Genomic DNA, 19,520 nt, shown 5'->3' on the forward strand with positions numbered 1-19,520 from the left:
AGGAATCTGTAGCTATTGCGAGTATGTGCAGAAGCGCCACATTTGACTTGCAATAGTGTGTTCTCTAGTCGCGGTCTAGCTGTCTGTTTGTATTCGACAGACGCCATAAGCGCAGCGCGTTGTGCATTTCCAGAACGCGTTCATGTCGTGGCCATTCTCCTAGCAGGGACAGGATCGAATCCATTCGCTGACGAAAGGTGTTCACGTGGATGTCGAGGGCACTTGCTGCAGCTCGAGCGTTCTGGCCATGATCAAGGTAAGTGAGCAGCGTATGCGCGAGCTCCTCTTTGCGTTCGCTGTCGAGTGGAGCAAGCCGGCCCAAGGCAGCGCCGATGAAGCCTCGCACATGTTCGTCGGACTGTTCCGAGAACAGAAGTGCATACATGCCCAGCGATGCTTCGGTTTGTAATGTACCCTGCAGGCCAAGTTGATTCGTCAAACGATGGCATTGCCGTAGGGTGTACAGGGCACTGCGCAACGACCGCGTTGCTGGCACAGAGTTAGAGACTACTGCACTCAAGCGCGCGCGAGTACCTGTGGCACATAGGCCACGTAGCGCGTCGATGTACGACTCATGGCAACTGTCTTGGAAGATGACCAGAACGGCCCCATTGACTTCAGCATAAATCGACTGACCGCTGCTTGGCAATCGGTCGAGATATCCTAGAACAAAGTCCGAAGCGCCTGAACCTGCATCTATTGAAGCAAGTCGTAATGGGTGCTCGATGTCGATTCCGAAATGCCGTAAAACAGACTTACTGTGCGCATCCCGCATCGGCCACTCGTCAATCAGCTCGCGCACCAGACGAGGGAAGTCCTTGCGCCAAGCCGCAAGCTGGGTTGCTCTTTCCGCTAAGGCGATCGCTATCGGTACGCTGCTGCCTTCGAAGATTAATGTTTGTGACTCGTTCAAAGGTGAGGAGGTCACGGCGATCAAAGCGCCGCCGCGTCCGCGTTCTGTTCGCAGGCTGAGCACGCGGTAGAAGCTTCCGTCCTCTCCATTCAATTCGACCGAGTGCGCCATCGTGCGACTGGCATCGAGTGCGAGATGAATGCTGCGCTGCCACTTTGGGCAGTCCTGCAAAGCAGAACGCTCGCTGAGCTTCGTTTGACTCGCACATGCCAACTGCTCGCCACAATCAAGTACAAGCACTTGTCCGCCGAGGCGATTGGATAGGAGCGTTGAGAGCTCGTCAAGGCTAGCTCCACTTGCCAAATGCGCCGATAACTTTGCACACTCCGCTACAGCTTGTCGCGCACTATCAATACCAAGGGCCAGTTCGGCGTTCAGCGCGACTGCATTACCCAATTTTTCTGCAGCGTCCGCCAAGCGACTCGAAGTGTCGATTGCGTTGGACGCATGCTTTGAAAAAGTCGCAAGAACATCGACTTCATCTTGCCCGAAGCGCCGCGGGTGCCGGTCGCAGGCGAATAGAACCCCAAGTGGGCGGCCGTGGATGGTAATGGGCACGCCCAAAATCGCATGGATGCCTTCTCGATTGGCTGTGCTGTCTATGGCTATTGAGTGCGAAAAGCGCTGATCCTGAACATAGTCGACTGAACTTTGCGGACTACCGCAGCGTAGGATGTACGCCGTCAACCCGGCGTTGCCTGAAATCCTGGCGCTTATGAATCGGTCGCTCAGTATTCCGTCGGCGGCGCGGACAAAGAATTCATCAGCGGGCTCATCGTATAGTGTCAAAAACGCGACGTCACATGACATGAGGCGTCGAGTTTGGTCGACAATGGCATTGTAAATGCAGTCAAGCTCCAGTTGCGAGGAAAGCTTCGCACAGGCGTCGATGAGTTTTGCCAGGCGCTGTTCTGTCTTGCGGCGTTTTTCCAGCCGATCGATGATTTCGCGTGCCTTGTGCAGGGTTTCAATGAGCCCCTGCCTCTGACGTTCGCATGCTGTCTTATCCGCGACTTCCGCCAAAGCCGTCAATTGCCCAGCATCCTCCTCATGGATTGCGGTAAAAATCGCGGCATGCAAGGATGCTTCTTCAGGATCCAGGCCAACGGCTTCCCACACAGCGCTGCGTAGTGCCGCAGGCATGTTCTGCAGTGGCTTCATGATGGCTTGCGCGCCTGCCACGAGTTCTTTGGGCCGCTGAGGTTCGAACGCGGTTCCGTGTCTGGCCAACGAGTACGAGCAAAGAGGGTAACCATGGTTTCTCCTGACAGTAATCGGCCGTGGAAGCCTGCCCGGCGCACTGTCGCAGAATTGCATGGAAACGTGTCCAGTTATTGGCGGTAGCCGACCAGAACGTGTCAAAAGACATGTGCCGGCAAATGAATGCTAGTGAACAGCATCGACGTCCGCAACGAACATATAGCCGGCACCACGCTCAGTGTGGATAAAATGGTGTTCGACCCCGTCGGCGTCGAGCTTGCGGCGCAAGCGTCCTACTTGCACGTCGATGGCGCGGTCATACACCTCGTCGTTGTGCAGTCGCGATTGATCAAGTAACTGCTCACGTGACAGTACTGTCTTTGGCGAGGCTAGGAAAGCTGCTAACAGATTGAATTCGTTGTTAGTTAAGACGACGATTGTGCCGGATGGCGTGACGAGCCGGCGAAGCCGGACGTTGAGCTCCCAACCGGCAAATCGATACGCCCGGATGCGCGACAATGTATCTGCGACGGTCTTCTGTCCCCGCGCTCGGCGCAGTAAGGCCCGAATACGGGCAAGGAGCTCGCGAGGTGAGAAAGGTTTGGTCAGGTAATCGTCGGCGCCAAGTTCCAGTCCCATCACTCGGTCAGCTTCTTCTTTCCTGCCTGTGAGTAGGATTATCGGGATGTCTGAGTCGCTGCGCAGCTTCAGTACCAGTTGCATACCGTCCTCGCCGGGCAATTTCAAGTCCAGAATTACCAAGTCGATCGTTTCACGCTGCATCAGCTCAAACATGCCTCGCCCATCAGGCAAGGCAGTTACCCGTATATCGTTGTCTCCCAAATAATCGACAATCATCTGACGGATCGAAGGATCGTCTTCGACCGTCAAAACATGGACTGATTCCATTGCTGGACTCATGGCTATCACCTGCGCTGCCCCTATTTTTTCTGTACGCGCCAGTATCTTACACCTGGGGATTGCCAATGCGTCCATTCTCTCGGTGTCATTTGACGCAAAGGGAGCAGGGCGGTGCGAGGGCCGTCTAGAGCTCGTAGCGTGCCAAGTGCTCTGCTTTCCCAGGGTTTTCGGGCATCGAGACATCAAGTGCGTTCCGTACGTGCCACGCAAAGCTTCGTCGCTCGCGCTGAGTGCATCGCAAATGACAGGCTCCTCGCTGGACGGAGTCGTCCGAAAACGAAACTTCATACCGAATGAGGATCGTCTGCGTCGCGGCCGAAGTCCAGGTTGCCACCAGCTGATTGGCCATATCGATACCGCCGAGTGACACGCTGGAATGGTTGTCGCTGCGCCATAGGCGAACACGGGTGACACTAATGGGTTCGTCCAGCACGGGGCCCTGTGTACGCACAATGCTGGGTAGCTGCTTAAGGGGCTGGCTTAGCATGCTCATAATGCCTCCTCACTGTTCCTCAAAGTCGATTCACCATAACGCTCCGGTAGCATCGTGTTCTCGTGTCTCTACGTAATGCCATTACACACGCGTCGTATATCAGCCGACACGGCAATGAGCACCAGACTCAGGTCCAAAGCGTTTGCTAACATGTTCTTCATTGACCGTTAGCTCACCCATGCCAATTGATACAGGTTTATGTCAACTGACATCTATGCTGTGGCAAAAATCCATCCCGATGCGCGGTTTTTCGGAAATACTGCAGATAGTCGTAACAAACCGAGGGCACTCGTATGAGGCAAAAGTCGCAGAGGTTCTGGGCATTCAGTTCCGTTGGAGCGTCTGCTGCCGTTCTGGCCGTCGGTAACGCTCCCATTGCTGTGTTTACCTTCGCGGTATTCGCCGGGCCACTTATTGCGGAGTTTGGGTGGAGTAGGGGTGAACTGGCGTCCGCGCTAACCGCATTCACGCTGTTAGTAGGGATGTCAAGCCCACTCTTCGGCATCCTTTTGGATCGCTTTGGCGTACGTTGGCCATCCCTGATATCGGCAGTGTTAGGTTTGGCCGCTTTCGGATGCCTTTCTACAGTGAATCAGCTCGCCGGTTTTTTGCTGGTCTTTAGCGTGTTTGGTCTCGCCAGTGGCGGGCTCACGCCGATTCCGTATGCAAAGCTGGTTGCGCAATGGTTCGCAAAGCGGCGAGGCGGAGCACTGGCTCTAGCGATGACTGGCACAGGTATTGGGACGGCACTCATGCCGCTTTACGCCAGATACCTGATCGAGAACCTCGGGTGGCGTGTTGCATACTTAGCAATCGCTGGGACCGCCTTGGTAATCGCGTGTTTGGCACTTCTCTTGTTCGTGCGCGAGAAGCCGGAGGCTAAAGTGACCACCCTCGAGGCTGCAGATACTCGCCCTCCGTTGCCGTCCTGGTCGGAAGTGGTATTGAGTAGGCTGTTCTGGGTTCTGGCTGGAGCAACCTTCCTGGCTTGTATCGGCGTTGCGGGTGCGCTGGCACAGTGTGTGCCGATGTTGACTGATCGCGGCGTATCGGACGCCATAGCGGTCTCGGTTCTGGCAGTTGCAGGCCTTGCTTCGGGTCTCGGGCGCTTAATTTCTGGCGTCGTCATGGATCATATTTTCGCCCCCCTTGTCGCTTGCTCGGCGTTTCTCATTGCCGGCATTGGTCTGTTTCTCCTTGCAGGCGATAATCCCGCACCAGTCGCCTTGTATTTTCTTGCGGCCGTATTGATCGGACTGTCGCTTGGAGCTGAAGTGGACATTATGGGGTACTTAGTTAGCCGGTACTTCGAGATTCGAATGTTCGGGAGAGTATACGGCATGCTCTTCTTCGCCTTTTGCCTGGCTAATGGCCTGGGCGCCTATCTGCTCGGCCTGTGCTTCGACATTTTCGGTACGTACTCGCCAGCCTTGATCATAGGCGGAGCTCTCGCGCTAATTGGTGGGTTACTCATCCTGCGCCTAGGCCCCTATCGCTATCCTTGCGGCGCGCCCGACCACAGTGGTGTTCCCTTTCCTGTGAAAGTACCGGTGTGACCAGGCTAGGGCGAGATAACGCGCTCGTAGTGGGTGGCCTTTGTCTCGCGGCGGTAACAGCGACAGCAAACGCGCAGGTAGAGGCCTATGGCGTAGTGGACGCTGGTGTGGCGTTTCTCAGTGACGTCGGCAGCGGTAACAGTACCCGGGCGGTAAACAGTGTCTCCTTGCCCACGGTCGTTGGCGTGCGTGGCGTAGAACGATTTGGCACCGCATGGTCTGTCAGATTCAACTTGGAGAACGGGTTCGGTGCTTCGTCAGGCAGCCAGAACAACCCAGGAGCGCTTTTCGATAGACAGGCGTTCATAGGCTTGTCGAACAGCCAATTCGGCAGCCTGACGGTCGGGCGTCATTCGCGGTTGAACTTCGACCTTGTCATGCCTCGCCATTCAGCAGGTGCGACAATCGGTTCGACTTTCGCTTTCCATCCTGGAAATCTTGACGAACTGGCTAACATGTCGGCAACACTACGCTCACTGAAGTACCGAACTCCAGTGTTAAATGGGTGGGAGGCAGCGGTGGTGGTCGGCCAGCCGGGTAGAAGCGCTGGAACCGCATCCGGCAGGAACATGCAAGTCGCCATCGCTTACTCGACACCCACCAGTGCAGCAACAATAAGCTACGGGAGCGACCACGACCGATACTTACGCACGTTGTCGCAAATTGGACTTTCACCCTTTCCGGGCACAGAGGGCGGTATGGAAGCCGTGCTAGCTCAACGCGTGACGAACTTCGCAATAGGATGGCGTCACGCGCAAGGAACGACCATCGTCACTGCATTGGTAACGCGCACCAGAATCGAGCTTGGCGGGCGAGTGGTTAGCACCCAGAATGCCGATGTCGCAGCCCGTTGGTCACCGAATACACAGTTACGCTACGCAGCAAGTTTAAGCGTTTCGCGGATAGGGGATGCTCAGTGGGCCACCGTCGGCGCGACCGCGACGCAGCTTCTGTCGACGCGAAGCGCCGTGTATCTTCAGTGGCTGAGCCAACGTGCGTTCAGGGGCGGCCGTGCTGCGATTCCATTTGCCGGTAGCGTCGCTTCAGACCAGACACAGCAGATGCTAGTCGCTGGGATTCGTCATACTTTCTGATCGCGATCTAGTAGGCGGGTTTAATCGCGCCCGAGCACCCGGTGAACGCTCAACGCCAGATCCTTGCGCGAAAGTGGCTTCTTGAGAACCTCGTTGGCTCCGGCTTCCCTGGCGCGTTGTATGACAGTACCGCCGAGATAACCACTCACCAGGATGATCGGAAGTTCGGGTCTTAGTTGCCGTACGTGTCGGATAAGTTCGATCCCCGACATGCCAGGCATTCGTTCGTCGGTAATCAAGAGGTCGAGCTCTGATGGCGAGCTGTGGATCCCGGCTAGAGCCGAACTACTTGCAGTGAACCCGCGGGCATCGTAGCCAAGACCGGCCAGGTTTTCGCAGGCTAGTTTGAGAAGCAACTCATCGTCATCGACAACCGTGATGCGTTCTTTGCTGCCTTGCGGCAGAAAGGCGTCAACAAGGGTTCGCGTCCGGGGCGCGTCCGCTGCGCGCGGCAGATAGATGGTAAAGACAGACCCCTCACCAGGCTTGCTCTCGATGTCCAGCGCACCGCCCAGGTCAGTTACGATGCTATGGACGAGGGACAAACCCAATCCAGTGCCGACGCCGACTTCTTTCGTCGTAAAGAACGGCTCGAACATGTGTTCCATGACGTCGCTGGTGATGCCGCACCCGCTATCGGCAACCTTGAGGATGATCCAGGCGCCGGGTTCGATGGCCCCAACCGTGGCAAGCCGGGCCTTTGGGTAGATTGCGGTAAGAACAGCCACAGTTAAAAAGCCACCTTCATGTCCGATTGCGCCGGTTGCGTTCGAAATCAGGTTGCTTAGTAACTGGTGAAGCTGGGTCGGATCGCCCGAAATTGAAGCCAGGCCAGCGCGAAAGCGGGTCCGAAGTACGACGCGCTCTGGGATGGTCGCTCGCGCCAACGCTACTGCTTCGCGCGCAATACGCTCCACGCAGACAAGCTGCCGCTCTCCGACACTGCTTCGACTGAAAACGAGAATCCGGTCCACAAGGGCGCGGCCGCGCTCTCCAGCGATGATGATATTGTCGAGATCGCGGCGTAGACGAGGTGGAAGGGATGGCTCGGATAGAGCCATCTCGCCATACCCCAGTATCGCCCCAAGAATGTTGTTGAAGTCGTGAGCAATACCTCCTGCGAGCCTTCCCATGGCCTCAAGGCGCTGGGCTTGGCGCAGTTGTCCCTGCATGGTGAGGAGGTGCTCGCTGCGGGCTTTACGCTCAGTGATGTCTTCGATGGAGCCGGCCATGCGATAGACTCGACCTGCCTTGTCACGAAGGGCGACTCCGCGTTGTCGAATCCAGCGCACGTCGCTGCCATTGGGCGAGAGCCTATACTCGACATCATAGGCCAGCTGCGGATCTTTCAAATGGGCGCGCATCGCCTGCCTTCGTACGGCATTGTCCTCCTGGTGCGGATGTGTCAGTGAGTTCCATTCATCGTAGGAACGCCACAGGTCGCCAGGTACTATCCCGATCACTTCCTGTGCCCTTTGCGACATGAAAACGCGATCGCTCTGACGATTCCAGTCGAAAACGCCCTGGTTCGATCCTGTAACCGCAAGCGTAAATCGCTCTTCAGACTCTCGCAGGGCATCTTGTGCGCGCTTGCGATCCGTGATGTCGGTGATTGCAGCGTTCCAGCGAACCAGGGCACCGCTGGTGTCGCGGGTGCAGATACCATTCATTTCGATCCACCGGATCTCGCCATTCACGACCATACGCATCTCGTCATGGAGGCGCACTTCACGACCTGCAAAGTGCGCTGTCATTGTCGATACGATCTGTTCGCGATCATCCGGATGGAATGGGAACTGCCTGACGAAATCCATCCGGCCCTTGAAGACGGTGTCGGGAGGCAGCCCGCAAAGTTTGAGCATGCGGGGAGAGCTGTAAAACGTGTCGGTTGCGACGATCCACTCCGTATGACCATCAGTGGCGGCTTCGACGGTAATGGCGAAGCGTTCGCGTGAGCTATTCAGCGCTGCAAGGTTGTCCGTGCGCTCAATTGCAGTACGCAACAGGTCAACCAAGGCACCTGCAGCCTGAGCCTCGCGCGCTCCGAACGGCTTGAGCTCGGCCGAATATATCCGAAGATGAGCGAGCGGTCGCTGCGCGGCGCATAAGACAGGAAAGGAAATGTACTGTATGGGTGAACGCGAAGTCGGGCCATCGTGAGAAACCTCGTCACGTAAGGCCTGGGCTACGAGTGGCGGCAGATTCGGCGCAGCGCCAACTTTCAGCGCGTGGCTTGAACCATCTATAAGTATGATCGCAGCATACGACGTATCTGAAAGCTCATCGCACAACCGGCAGATCCCATCGAGAATGCAAGGCAGGGCCTCATCCCGTGCGATCATCTCCAACAGTCTGGTGCGGCCTGACAGCATCATGCTTTCGCGCTTGTACCGGTCGATGTCGACGTTTTGACCCCACCAGCTTCCATGGTAGTCATGATTCCCGGAACGAGGGGAAGCGGTGCACTGGAACCAGCGGTAGCAGCCATCCCGGCTCCGTATCCTCAGTTCGACTCTCCTGTAGCCATCTTCGATGGGCGGCGTTGTCCAGAACGTGGTTGTCACCGGAATGTCCTCCGGATGGATCAGCCCCTCGCTTCGCCAACCCCAGCCTAGAATCGCCTTCGAATCCAAGCCGGTATAGTCGGACCAGCGCTCGTTCACGAACGTCAAACCATGCTCCGGGTCCGCGCGCCAAACCAATGCCGGCAACAAATCGAAGAGCTGCTTGTCTGCCGTCATGTCGGCAGAACTAAGTGGATTCGGATCGGAGGGAAGCGCGTACTCCACGGCGGTCTACCTAAAGGACTTGGAATTTGTTCAATAATGTTATCCGATTCCTAAGAACAATCAAGACCTGAGCTACATGGCTCCACTCATCACGTCTCCAAGGGCGTTTATGGCTTTGAAATGGATCCGAGCGCATCGAGAATGACCGCCGCGATCGCTTCTGGTCTGGACAGAAGACCGGCGTGGCTTGCGCCTGGGATGACAGTCACTTTCGCCTTGATCCTCGCCGCCTGCCCCTGCTGGAACGCCGCTGGTACGATCTTGTCTGCGCCAGTAACTGCCCACCATGAGGGTTTGCTCTTCCAAGCGGCGACTGTGACCTTATCCTCGAGCACGTGATTGAATATCGGCCCCTGCGTAGCTGCGAGGACCGCGGATTGTTTCGCTGGCAAATCCTGGGCGAAGTAAGCGCGGAAGGTCTCGGCATTCATCCCCAGATAGCCTGCCGAATCCGGAACCAGTCCCTTTTGCCATTCGCCAGGAGGATAGGGCTTGACCAGGTCGAATATGGATTCGCCATCGCCGGGTGCAAAGGCGCTGACATACACTAGCCCAGCTACCTTCGGACTGTTGCCGGCTTCGGTAATGACGACACCTCCATACGAATGACCTGCGAGAATGACACGATCAGGTTCTGATTCTATGGCCCGTCGCACCGCGGCCGCGTCGCCGGCTAGAGTGGCTCGTGGCAGCTGCACCGACACAACCTTGTGGCCGCGTTTCTGAAGAAGCTCGATGACTTTGGCCCAACTGGACCCGTCTGCCCATGCGCCGTGAACCAGAACGACGCTAGGAGCCGAGGCCGATCCTCGATTCGGTGTAGTAACTCCCTGGGCGTTGCTTGAGCCGCATCCGGCAGCCGTGAGCATTGCGAAAAGCGCCAGTCCCAGAAAGAGGCGCCGTGCGACCGAGGAGTGCTTCTTTGAATGCAGCGTAGTCATGTCAGTCTCCTAGCCACTTACAACTCATCCGCCGGGGGAAAGTCCTTGGCGGTATCGTTAATGCGATTGAACAGGTTGGTAAATGTGATGCTGGTGATCGCAAGTACTATGTCGACGATCTGTGCATCGTATATTCCTGAGAATCGAAGTTCATTGATCGTGGCTTCTGGTAATGGGCCCTGGGTTGAGAGCAATTTGCGTGTAAATCGGGATAGGGAATCGATACGGGCATCGCCGCTTGCTTTACCGCGACGGATAGCGAGTATCTGCTCCTTGTCAAGGCCTGCGCGCTTGCCGAGAAAGGTATGAGCGCCAAGGCAGTAGTCGAATTGGCTCAACTCGCTGACGACAAGCTTGACCACCTCGGAGTCGCGCACTGGAAGTGAGCTTTGCTTTAACACCGCGTCGAGGAACAGCAATCCTTCCAGAGCTTGCGGACTATTTGTGCCAATGTTGAGGTAGGCATTGGGAAGTGTCCCAACCGAAGCCTTGATTCCCGCAAAAAGCCGCTTCGCGTGCTCGCCAGCTTCTGACGCCGGCGCAGAGTAAAGACGTGTCATGGTTGCTCCCACCAAAGTTGAGTGAACTGACTACAAAGTCATGGTCTCACTCTAGCGCTTGCCGTGTTCGCTGCGTATGTGCGATGTGCACACCTTCGTAGCAACTTTTTGTACTCAAAGCGCACACAAAGGACCGTGCTATATGGCCTGTAGTTACATAGACGTCTGAAACACAAAACCTAGAATGAGTGCTAATGCAGTGAGACGCGCTGCGGAGTACTCCACATGGGCAAACAGGAGGAATAGCCCAACGGATCTTTTCAACATTTAGTTGAAAGTGTTCCAAATCAGCTGCTAGTACCGCTTGCCGGTTTGGCGGGACATACTGGACCCATCTTCCACCCCACCTGAAAGGACGTACCATGAACACCACACAAAAATTGAACGGCAAAGTTGCCATCGTCACCGGTGCTAGCCGCTCGATCGGCGCGGCAATTGCCAAGCGCCTAGGGGCAGATGGCGCGAGCGTCGCGATCACCTACAACGCCTCCCCAGAAAAGGCCCAGGAAGTCGTCGCCTCGATCGAGGCCGCAGGTGGCCGCGCAATCGCGCTGAGAGCGGATGCTGCTAACCCTGAAGCAGTGCGCAATGCAGTCGCGGCCGTTGCGGACCGTTTCGGCAAGATCGACATCCTGGTCAACAACGCCGGCATTAGCGTGCTCGGCGCACCGACCGATATCGCATTCGAGGACTTCCAGCGCATCCTGGCCGTGAACGTTACTGGTGTGTTCGTCGCGACCCAGGAAGCTCTGCGCCACATGGGCAGTGGTGGCCGCATCGTGCACATCGGCAGCTCGATGGTGCAGTACGCTGCCTTCCCAACGGCTTCGGCGTACACCCTGACCAAGGGCGCGGTCGCCGGCTTCACCCGCGGCCTTGTACGTGACCTGGGCCCGAAGGGCATCACTGTCAACACCATCCATCCTGGCCCAACCGACAGCGACATGAATCCAGCCGACGGTCCTGTAGCTGATTTCGTCAAGCCTGGCATTGCAGTCGGACGCTACGGCCAAGGCAGTGATGTGGCCGCAGCGGTCTCCTTCCTCGTGTCGGACGAAGCGGCTTTCGTCACTGGTGCAGAGCTGATGGTGGACGGCGGCTTCACCGCGTAAACGGTGCCCTACATACTACCGGAGAGCATCATGACTATCGGGATTATTGGAGCTGGCTCGATTGGGTCGGCAATCGCAAAGGCCCTTGCGCGCGCCGGAATCGACGCGGTAATCGCCAACAGCCGCGGACCGGAATCGCTGTCTGGATTGGTCGCTGAACTCGGCCCGCATATCAAGGCAGTCACCGTCATGGAGGCTGCAAAGGCGGACATCGTGTTCGTTGCAGTGAACTGGTCGAAGATACCAAAAGCGCTTGACGGTCTGGGCCCGTGGGATGGACGCATCGTGATCGATGCCAACAATCCGATTGAATCGCCCACATTCAAACCCTTCCCGCTGAAAGGCCGCACCTCGAGCGAAGTGTTTGCCGACATGGTGCCTGGTGCTCGCGTAGTGAAAGCGTTCAGCCATCTGCAGCCGCCGCTGCTGTCCAATGATCCGACAGCGGAAGGAGGACGACGCGTGCTGTTCATGGCTGGCGACGACGCTGCAGCGAAGAGCGATGTCGCGCGCCTGATTGGCCGCCTCGGGTTCTACGGTATCGACCTTGGCGATCTGGCTGCGGGCGGGAAGTTGTTCCAATTCCCCGGCGGGCCACTGCCGGCTCTGCACCTGGTTCTCTTCCGGTGAAGGTTCAATCCGCAGTAGTCCTTACATAAGTTCGTAGTTCATACCTGTGGAAGTATCACGAAAGCGATGCTTCCACAGCACGTTAACAGCCTTCCCCGTTTGAGTGACGGTATTTCATATCTGGGTGTTCTGGAGCGATTCAGGTTGGGGAAGACGACCTGATAAGAACTTGCCAAGGGTTATAATTCCCCTCCTGACCAGACATATGTCGCTTGCACCAGCAGCAGATCAGGTTTGAGCTTAGTCAAGAACTGAGCGAAAAAGATCGTGAATAGTATGAAATATCGCAAAAGAACACTAAGTTGTGCCCCGATGATGGACTGGACCGACCGCCACTGCCGCGTGTTCCACCGTCAGATCACCCGCCACACCTGGCTGTACACCGAGATGGTCACCACCGGCGCCCTGGTCTACGGCGATGTCGAGCGCCACCTGCGCTATGACGCGGTCGAGCACCCGGTGGCGCTGCAGCTGGGCGGCAGCGACCCGGCCGACCTGGCGAAAAGCGCGAAGCTGGGCGAACAGTATGGCTACGACGAGATCAACCTGAACTGCGGCTGCCCGTCAGAGCGGGTGCAGAAGGGCGCTTTCGGCGCCTGCCTGATGGGCGAGCCGCAGCTGGTGGCCGACTGCATCAAGGCGATGCGCGACGCGGTCTCGATCGACGTCACCGTCAAGCACCGAATCGGCATCGACTACAACGAGGAATACGGTTTCGTGCGCGACTTCATCGGCACCATTGCCGATGCCGGCTGCCGCACCTTCATCGTGCACGCACGCAATGCGGTGCTGAAGGGCCTGTCGCCCAAGGAAAACCGCGAGATCCCGCCGCTGCGCTACGAGGTGGCCTACCAGCTCAAGCGCGAGTTCCCGGAGCTGGAGATCATCATCAACGGCGGCATCAAGACCGATGAGGAAATTGCGCTGCACCTGCAGCACGTGGATGGCGTGATGCTGGGCCGCGAGGCCTACCACAACCCCTGGGTCATGGCGACCTGGGACCGGCGCTTCTATGGCGATACCGAGGCGCCGCTGCAATCGCGCCAGCAGGTGCTGGAAGCCATGATCCCGTATGTCGCCGAGCAACTGCGCCTGTATGGCCAGCACGGGCTCAAGCTCAACAGCATCACGCGCCACATGCTCGGCATCATGACCGGCCTGCCGGGAGCACGCGCCTTCCGCCAGGTGCTGTCCGATTCGAAACGACTCGCCGGCGGCGATCCTGGCCTGCTGCTGGAAGCGGCCGCGCGCATGCCGGTCGCGGCCTGAGGGCCGATTTCTCTCCCAAAAGGACCACGTCGAGCGCACTTCGGTGCGCTTTTTTCATTGCCTGTCGGCAAATAGCGACATTTTCTTGTCTGAAATGTATAGGCAAGTCGTGTAAAGCTTGCCGGACGGCAAGAGTACACGCATAATTTCCTTCGCTCCCCACACGTTGATTGTCATTAACACTGTTGTTGAGCTGAAACAGTTCGAATCTTGCAGTCGATTTCTGACTTTCCGGTAGGAACTTTTGATTTATCCTGTTGGAAATACCAGTGCGTCATTGATGACCACTGCATGCGTCGCACGGCGCGGGAATCCGGGCGAATTCGATCAATAAACACAGGGATGAACAGGAATGTCTTTTTTGAATAACTTGAAGGTCGGTACCCGCCTCGCACTCGGTTTCGCACTGGTGCTGGTGCTGCTGATCGTTGTGACCGCAGTCGGCATCATGCGCATGGCGCAGATCCAGGACCGTCTTGACCAGGTGGTGAGCGTCAACAACGTGTCGACCGGTCTCGTGATCGACATGCGCAACAACGTGGGCGACCGCGTCGCTTCGCTGCGCGTCCTGACCCTGATGACCGATCCGGCCGACATGGAACCGGAAATGGTCAAGTTCAAGGAACAGACCAAGAAGTACGAAGAAGCCCAGAAGAAGCTGTCGTCCCTGTTCGCGGCCCACGCCAGCGACAAGGAAAAGGCCCTGCTGGCCCAGATCAAGGAATTCGAAGGCCAGGCCATGCCGGCCATCCAGAAGGCCTCGGAACTCTACCTGGCCAACAACGCCATGGACGCCACCCGCGTGATGATCCGCGAAGTGCGCCCGGTGCAGAAGAAGTGGACCGAAGCCCTGGAGCAGCTGGCCGCCCTGGAAGTCAAGCAGAGCGCCCAGAGCAAGGTCGACGCCGAAGCGGAATACGTCAACGCCCGTAACTTCATGATCGTCATGCTGCTGGCCGCCGTTGCCATGGGCGTGGCGGCAGCCTGGGTGATCTCGCGCAGCCTGCGCCAGCAGCTGGGTGGCGAGCCTGCCTACACCGCCAAGATCGCCGGCAGCATCGCCCATGGCGACCTGTCGATCGCCATCGAGACCGAAGCGTCCGACCGCGGCAGCCTGCTGGTGGAAATGAAAGAAATGCGCAACAGCCTGGTCGGCATCGTCGAACAGGTGCGCCGCGGCACCGAGACCATCGGCACCGCCTCGCGTGAAATCGCCGCCGGCAACATCGACCTGTCCTCGCGTACCGAACTGCAGGCCAGCTCGCTGGAAAAGACCGCGTCGGCCATGGAAGAACTGACCTCGACCGTCAAGCAGAACGCCGACAATGCCCGCCAGGCCAATGCGCTCGCCGCAACCGCCTCGGACGTGGCCCGCAAGGGTGGCGAAGTGGTGTCGCAGGTGGTTGGCACGATGGGCGAGATCAACAGCTCCGCAAGCAAGATCTCGGACATCATCGGCGTCATCGACGGCATCGCGTTCCAGACCAACATCCTGGCGCTGAACGCCGCGGTGGAGGCGGCACGTGCCGGTGAACAGGGCCGCGGCTTCGCGGTGGTGGCATCGGAAGTGCGCAACCTGGCCCAGCGTTCGGCTGCGGCTGCAAAAGAAATCAAGACCCTGATCGGCGACTCCGTCGAGAAGGTCGAGCGCGGCAGCAAGCTGGTCGGCCAGGCCGGCGTGACGATGGACGAAGTGGTGACGAGCGTGAAACGCGTTACCGACATCATGAGCGAGATCGCCAACGCCAGCGCCGAGCAGAGCGCCGGTATCGAACAGGTCAACATGTCGATTATCGAGATGGACAGCATGACCCAGCAGAACGCCGCCCTGGTTGAAGAGGCCGCTGCCGCCGCGCAGAGCCTGCAGGACCAGGCAAGTGAACTGGCCCGCGTCGTCAGCATCTTCAAGCTGAGCGAGGGCGAGCAGTACCAGGCCGAAGCGCAGGCAGCAACTGCGGCTCCGGTCACCAGCACCGCCGTGGTGGTGCGTCCGGCCGCTGCCAAGCGTCCGGCGCCGGCCCTGAAAAAGCCGGTGAAGAAGGCTGCAGCTTCGGCTGCGGCGCAGGAAGAAGCACCGGCTGCACCTGCAGCCAAGCCGAAGAAGGCAGCCACCGTCGCCAGCGACGAGTGGGAAGAATTCTAAGAGAGAAGTAGTGCCGGTCTTCGGGCCGGCTCGCAGTGAGACTGCCAACAACTTTAAACAAACCTTATTGGGGAAAAACATGAAAAACCTGACCGTGAAACTGATCGCTGCAATGACCCTGACCGCCGCCGCTGGCGCTACCTTCGCTGCCGAAGTGCCGGCATCGTTCGACCCGAAGAAGTGCGCGGTCGAATACCCGAAGGCCTCGCTGATGAACGAAGAGCAGGGCACCACTTCGGCATCGTTCCTGGTCAGCGCCGACGGCACCGTGACCGAATCGAAGCTGGAAAAGTCGAGCGGTTTCAAGAACCTGGACAAGGCAGCCCTGAAAGGCCTGTCGTCGTGCAAGTTCAAGCCGGGCACCAAGGACGGCGCACCGGCAGCGACCTGGACCAAGGTCGACTACGCCTGGAAGCTGGACTAATCCGGTTTTTCCTCCACGCAAAGCAGCCGGCGCATGCCGGCTGTTTTCTTTTATGCATCAGTTACATTTTCATGGCAGCATGTTTCGAATGTAAGAACTTTTTTCATTCCTCCCGTGCGCGGTTGGGCTTGGCTATAGTGGTTCCAACACAACCGAAAGGAGAAGTACCATGAAAAGCATTCTTGCCGCTACCGCAGCTGTCCTGATCTCTGCCGCAGCCTTCGCGCCGGTCCAGGCGCAGGCCCAGGGCCGCACTGAAGTGATCGTGGTGCGCCAGGCGCCGCCCCCGATGCGCCACGAGGCGATTCCCGCCGCCCGCCGCGGCTACGAGTGGGTGCCGGGCTACTGGAGCTATGACGGCCGCCGCTACGTGTGGGAACGTGGCCACTACGAGCGGGTGCGTGCCGGCTATGTCTACCAGCAACCGGTGTGGCGCCAGGACCGTAACGGCTGGTACCTCGAGCGCGGCGGCTGGACCCGCGACCGCGGCCACCTGGCTCGCCGCGACCGTGACGGCGACGGCGTCCCGAACCGCCATGACGCCCGTCCGAACAATCCGAACCGCTACTAAGCAAGTCGAACCGCCCTCCGGGGCGGTTTTTTTACATGGCGCTGTCATTGCTGACAGCGCCTTTTATATGGCGAGCGGCGGCGCCGGCACGATGCCGACGGCGTCGAGGTCGGTGCAGACCCGGTTGCGCCCCTGCGCCTTGGCGCGGTAGAGCAGGGCGTCGGCCCGCATCACGAAAGCCTCGGGATCCTCGTTCTCGCCCGGCGTGCCATGGAAGGTGCAGGCGCCGGCGCTGATGGTCGCGATGCCGAGCGGATTGTCTGCGTGCGGAATGCCCAGGTCCATGACGGCCAGGCGCAGGCGCTCGGCCACGTAGCGGGCGCCGACCTGGCCGGTGGCCGGCAGGATCATCGCGAACTCCTCGCCGCCATAGCGCGCCGCCAGGTCGGTCGGGCGCGCCAGCACCCCGCCCAGCGCGCCCGCCACCTGGCGCAGGCATTCGTCGCCGGCCACGTGGCCGTAGCGGTCGTTGTACTTCTTGAAGAAATCCACGTCCAGCAGCACCAGCGACAGCGGCGCGCCGGTGCGGCGCGCGCGCTTGAGCTCGAGGCGCAGGGTCTCCTCGAAGTGGCGGCGGTTGGCGATGCCGGTCAGGCCGTCGTTGGTCGCCAGCACCGTCAGTTCCTGGTTGCGCTGCTGCAGTCCTTGTTTCGCGGTGCGCAGTTCGGCCTCGAGCTGGTCGCGGATCATGATCTGGCGCACCAGGCGCACGCCCACGCCCGCCAGCAGCAGCACCGCCAGCAGTGTGACGGCGGACAGCAGCACGGTCGACTGGTGCCACTCGGACAGGATCTCGCCCTTGGACTTGGCTACTGCAACGATCAGCGGCAGCGTGCCGAGGTGGCGGTAGCTGTACAGGCGCGTCACGCCGTCGATGTTCGAGCGCAGCATGGCGGTGCCGACCGGGCCGCTGGAGCGATACATGCTGAAGATCGGGCCGTTCGCCACGCTGGTGGCCACCAGCTTCTCGTTGAATGGGCGCCGGTAGACCAGGGTGCCGTCGTCGCGCGCGAGCACGACCGCGCCTTGGTGCCCGACGTCGAAGCTTTCGTACAGCTCGGCGAAGAAGGAAATCTCGATGGTGCCCAGCGCCACGCCACCGAAGCTGCCGTCCGGTTTGTCGATGCGCCGCGATACCGGCAGCACCCACACCCCGCTCGAGCGGCTGCGGATCGGCTTGCCGACATGGACGGCGCGGCTGCGGTTGTGCTCGTGGTACTGGAAGTACTCGCGGTCGGCGTTGTTGGCGGCGATCGGGCGCTCGAGCGACGTCACCAGCCAGCTGCCGTCCGGGCCGTACACGAACAGGCCGTGCACTTCCTTTACCTGGGAAACCATGTTGCGCATATGGGCGTGCAAGCGGTCATTTGCGGCCGGGCTGCTGCCGTCGTGCTCGACGCGCTCGACCACGCCTGCCAGCACCGTGTCGACGATCCGCACCGTACTCTCGGCCTGGGCCGCGAGCGCACCCGCCATGTTCGAGGTCGCGGACGCGTGCTCGGCGAGGCGGCTCTGGCGCGCAGTCCATGCGCTCCAGCCCTGCGCCGCGACCAGCAGCACGCAGAACGAGACCAGTACCCGGATTGCATAGCGGACCGCGGGGCGCTTCTTGGCCGTCAGCTTGCTGATGGGCGTAGGGGCGGTATGGTGTTCGGTCATCGGGAAGGTCACGTACGTGACAGGTTGCCATGGACTGAGCATATCCATGCCGCATGTAAAAGTCGAGCACGCGCACGCTTGGTGGGCGGCCGCTGGTTTACACGGGAAGACAAGCCTTCTAGAATAAGTTAAACGTTTTCCAAAAAAGGAGGCAAGATGCAGCACGGAGCGACTGTTTTACACCTTGCGACAAGGCGTCGTGCGGCGCGCCTGCGGCCCCTGGCGGCGGCCATGCTGCTGCTGGCGCTCGGGCCGGCGGGCGCACTGGCCTGCGACGCGCCGCCGGCGCCCGTGTTCGACATCGACGCCAACCGCTACTACACGGATGCGCGCAGCTCGGTCATCGACCCGGTGCTCAAGGCGCGCAACGAGGCCGCAGTCAAGCCGGTCAACGACTACCTGGAAGCGGTCGCGCGCAGTGCCGACGCCTGGCAGCGCAAGCGCGATCCGCAGGACGCGCGCTGCGCGCTGGGCTGGCTGGAAGCCTGGGCAAAGCAGGGCGCGCTGCTAGGCAAGATGAGCACCAACCAATCCTGGTACACCCGCAAGTGGACCCTGGGCGGCCTGGCGCTGAGTTACGCGCGCGTGCAGGCGGCCGCCTCGCCTGAACAGCGCAAGGCCATCGAAGCCTGGTTGCGCGCCCTGGCCGAGCCGACCATCGCGCACGCCGACGCCCACAAGGGCGTGCGCAACAACCACTATTACTGGGAAGGCCTGGCCATCACCGCGGTCGGCGCCGTGACCGGCGAAGCGCGCTACCTGGCCTGGGGCCGCAAGGTGTTCGACCATGCGATGGGGCAGGTGCAGCCGGACGGCTCGCTGCCGCACGAGATGGCGCGCGCCGCCAAGGCCCTGCATTACCACCTGTACGCCGCCGCGCCCCTGGTGCTGATGGCCTCGATCCTGGACATCCAGCATCCGCACCTCGACCGCCTGGTGCGCTTTGGCGCGGAGAACGTCGCCAACCCGGCCGCCATCGAACGCATGGCAGGCGCCGCGCAGGAGCGGCCCTCGCGCATGCCCGGCTGGGTCGCGATCTACGACCGCCACGCCACGCAGCCCGTGTCGACCGTGCCGCCTCCTGCCAACAACTGGGACGCGCGCATGGGTGGCGATCGCAGCCTGCCCAATCCGCTCGAGCATCCGCGCCGCGGCTAGTCCCCACTACCAAAAAAAGCCGGACCGGCGGCGAGGCCGCGGTCCGGAGCAAACGCGAGGAGACGCGTGGAGAGCTGAGGTGAAAGC

General features: G+C 59.7%; 15 protein-coding genes. 9 read left to right on the forward strand and 6 right to left on the reverse strand.

From position 1 onward, the window contains the following. Positions 1-64: 64 nt before the first annotated feature. Together LK542_RS01835 and LK542_RS01840 are read right to left on the reverse strand one after the other, a co-directional pair. The gene (locus tag LK542_RS01835) at positions 65-2,074 is read right to left on the reverse strand and encodes a GAF domain-containing protein (protein WP_227810574.1); all 2,010 of its coding nucleotides are present in this window, start codon (positions 2,072-2,074) and stop codon (positions 65-67) included. 225 nt (positions 2,075-2,299) lie between these two features. Next, positions 2,300-3,034 (reverse strand): response regulator, encoded by a 735-nt coding sequence (locus LK542_RS01840; protein WP_227810575.1) that lies wholly within the window; start codon positions 3,032-3,034, stop codon positions 2,300-2,302. Between the two features lie 786 nt (positions 3,035-3,820). Here LK542_RS01840 and LK542_RS01845 point away from each other — a divergent pair. Both LK542_RS01845 and LK542_RS24925 read left to right on the forward strand, forming a co-directional pair. Next, entirely contained in the window at positions 3,821-5,083 is a 1,263-nt protein-coding gene (locus tag LK542_RS01845; RefSeq protein ID WP_227810576.1) for an MFS transporter, read from the forward strand. Positions 5,084-5,112: 29 nt separating this feature from the next. Next, entirely contained in the window at positions 5,113-6,177 is a 1,065-nt protein-coding gene (locus LK542_RS24925) for a porin (protein WP_227810577.1), read from the forward strand. 20 nt (positions 6,178-6,197) lie between these two features. Here LK542_RS24925 and LK542_RS01855 read toward each other — a convergent pair whose 3' ends face one another. From LK542_RS01855 to LK542_RS01865, 3 genes are all read right to left on the reverse strand, one after another. After that, positions 6,198-8,918, reverse strand: coding sequence for a PAS domain-containing protein (locus LK542_RS01855; RefSeq protein ID WP_227810578.1), 2,721 nt, complete (start codon positions 8,916-8,918; stop codon positions 6,198-6,200). Between the two features lie 155 nt (positions 8,919-9,073). Next, positions 9,074-9,907, reverse strand: coding sequence for an alpha/beta fold hydrolase (locus LK542_RS01860; protein ID WP_227810579.1), 834 nt, complete (start codon positions 9,905-9,907; stop codon positions 9,074-9,076). A gap of 17 nt (positions 9,908-9,924) precedes the next feature. Beyond that, positions 9,925-10,467 (reverse strand): carboxymuconolactone decarboxylase family protein, encoded by a 543-nt coding sequence (locus tag LK542_RS01865; protein WP_227810580.1) that lies wholly within the window; start codon positions 10,465-10,467, stop codon positions 9,925-9,927. A gap of 362 nt (positions 10,468-10,829) precedes the next feature. Here LK542_RS01865 and LK542_RS01870 point away from each other — a divergent pair, with 362 nt between their 5' ends. The 6 genes from LK542_RS01870 (at position 10,830) to LK542_RS01895 (ending at position 16,616) form a co-directional block, all read left to right on the forward strand. After that, positions 10,830-11,579: a 3-oxoacyl-ACP reductase family protein gene (locus tag LK542_RS01870; RefSeq protein WP_227810581.1), complete on the forward strand. Its 750-nt coding sequence runs from the start codon at positions 10,830-10,832 to the stop codon at positions 11,577-11,579. 30 nt (positions 11,580-11,609) lie between these two features. Further along, positions 11,610-12,209 (forward strand): NADPH-dependent F420 reductase, encoded by a 600-nt coding sequence (locus tag LK542_RS01875; RefSeq protein WP_227810582.1) that lies wholly within the window; start codon positions 11,610-11,612, stop codon positions 12,207-12,209. A gap of 276 nt (positions 12,210-12,485) precedes the next feature. Further along, on the forward strand, positions 12,486-13,478 hold the full coding sequence (gene dusA / locus LK542_RS01880; RefSeq protein WP_227810805.1) for a tRNA dihydrouridine(20/20a) synthase DusA: 993 nt from the start codon (positions 12,486-12,488) through the stop codon (positions 13,476-13,478). Positions 13,479-13,830: 352 nt separating this feature from the next. After that, positions 13,831-15,621 carry a methyl-accepting chemotaxis protein gene (locus tag LK542_RS01885; RefSeq protein WP_227810583.1) on the forward strand — a complete coding sequence of 597 codons (1,791 nt, stop codon included), beginning with the start codon at positions 13,831-13,833 and terminating at the stop codon, positions 15,619-15,621. A gap of 79 nt (positions 15,622-15,700) precedes the next feature. Beyond that, a complete protein-coding gene (locus LK542_RS01890; protein ID WP_159696123.1) occupies positions 15,701-16,045 on the forward strand; it encodes an energy transducer TonB in 345 nt (114 codons plus the stop codon). A gap of 169 nt (positions 16,046-16,214) precedes the next feature. Further along, on the forward strand, positions 16,215-16,616 hold the full coding sequence (locus LK542_RS01895) for a YXWGXW repeat-containing protein (RefSeq protein WP_227800284.1): 402 nt from the start codon (positions 16,215-16,217) through the stop codon (positions 16,614-16,616). 63 nt (positions 16,617-16,679) lie between these two features. Here LK542_RS01895 and LK542_RS01900 read toward each other — a convergent pair whose 3' ends face one another. Then, positions 16,680-18,275, reverse strand: a complete 1,596-nt coding sequence (locus LK542_RS01900; RefSeq protein ID WP_227810584.1) for a GGDEF domain-containing protein — start codon at positions 18,273-18,275, stop codon at positions 16,680-16,682. A gap of 156 nt (positions 18,276-18,431) precedes the next feature. Between LK542_RS01900 and LK542_RS01905 the strand changes: the two genes are divergently transcribed. After that, complete coding sequence (locus tag LK542_RS01905) at positions 18,432-19,433, forward strand: alginate lyase family protein (protein ID WP_227810585.1); 1,002 nt, start codon at positions 18,432-18,434, stop codon at positions 19,431-19,433. Positions 19,434-19,520 lie beyond the last annotated feature (87 nt).

The sequence above is a fragment of the Massilia sp. IC2-477 genome (assembly GCF_020707265.1).
In the GTDB taxonomy this organism is placed as follows: domain Bacteria; phylum Pseudomonadota; class Gammaproteobacteria; order Burkholderiales; family Burkholderiaceae_D; genus Telluria.

Bases quoted from the DNA above. Each gene is read 5' to 3' on its own strand.
- LK542_RS01835 (WP_227810574.1), bottom strand. From the start codon at position 2,074: ATGAAGCCACTGCAGAACATGCCTGCGGCACTACGCAGCGCTGTGTGG.
- LK542_RS01840 (WP_227810575.1), bottom strand. From the start codon at position 3,034: ATGAGTCCAGCAATGGAATCAGTCCATGTTTTGACGGTCGAAGACGAT.
- LK542_RS01845 (WP_227810576.1), top strand. From the start codon at position 3,821: ATGAGGCAAAAGTCGCAGAGGTTCTGGGCATTCAGTTCCGTTGGAGCG.
- LK542_RS01855 (WP_227810578.1), bottom strand. From the start codon at position 8,918: ATGACGGCAGACAAGCAGCTCTTCGATTTGTTGCCGGCATTGGTTTGG.
- LK542_RS01860 (WP_227810579.1), bottom strand. From the start codon at position 9,907: ATGACTACGCTGCATTCAAAGAAGCACTCCTCGGTCGCACGGCGCCTC.
- LK542_RS01865 (WP_227810580.1), bottom strand. From the start codon at position 10,467: ATGACACGTCTTTACTCTGCGCCGGCGTCAGAAGCTGGCGAGCACGCG.
- LK542_RS01870 (WP_227810581.1), top strand. From the start codon at position 10,830: ATGAACACCACACAAAAATTGAACGGCAAAGTTGCCATCGTCACCGGT.
- LK542_RS01875 (WP_227810582.1), top strand. From the start codon at position 11,610: ATGACTATCGGGATTATTGGAGCTGGCTCGATTGGGTCGGCAATCGCA.
- dusA (WP_227810805.1), top strand. From the start codon at position 12,486: ATGAAATATCGCAAAAGAACACTAAGTTGTGCCCCGATGATGGACTGG.
- LK542_RS01885 (WP_227810583.1), top strand. From the start codon at position 13,831: ATGTCTTTTTTGAATAACTTGAAGGTCGGTACCCGCCTCGCACTCGGT.
- LK542_RS01890 (WP_159696123.1), top strand. From the start codon at position 15,701: ATGAAAAACCTGACCGTGAAACTGATCGCTGCAATGACCCTGACCGCC.
- LK542_RS01895 (WP_227800284.1), top strand. From the start codon at position 16,215: ATGAAAAGCATTCTTGCCGCTACCGCAGCTGTCCTGATCTCTGCCGCA.
- LK542_RS01900 (WP_227810584.1), bottom strand. From the start codon at position 18,275: ATGACCGAACACCATACCGCCCCTACGCCCATCAGCAAGCTGACGGCC.
- LK542_RS01905 (WP_227810585.1), top strand. From the start codon at position 18,432: ATGCAGCACGGAGCGACTGTTTTACACCTTGCGACAAGGCGTCGTGCG.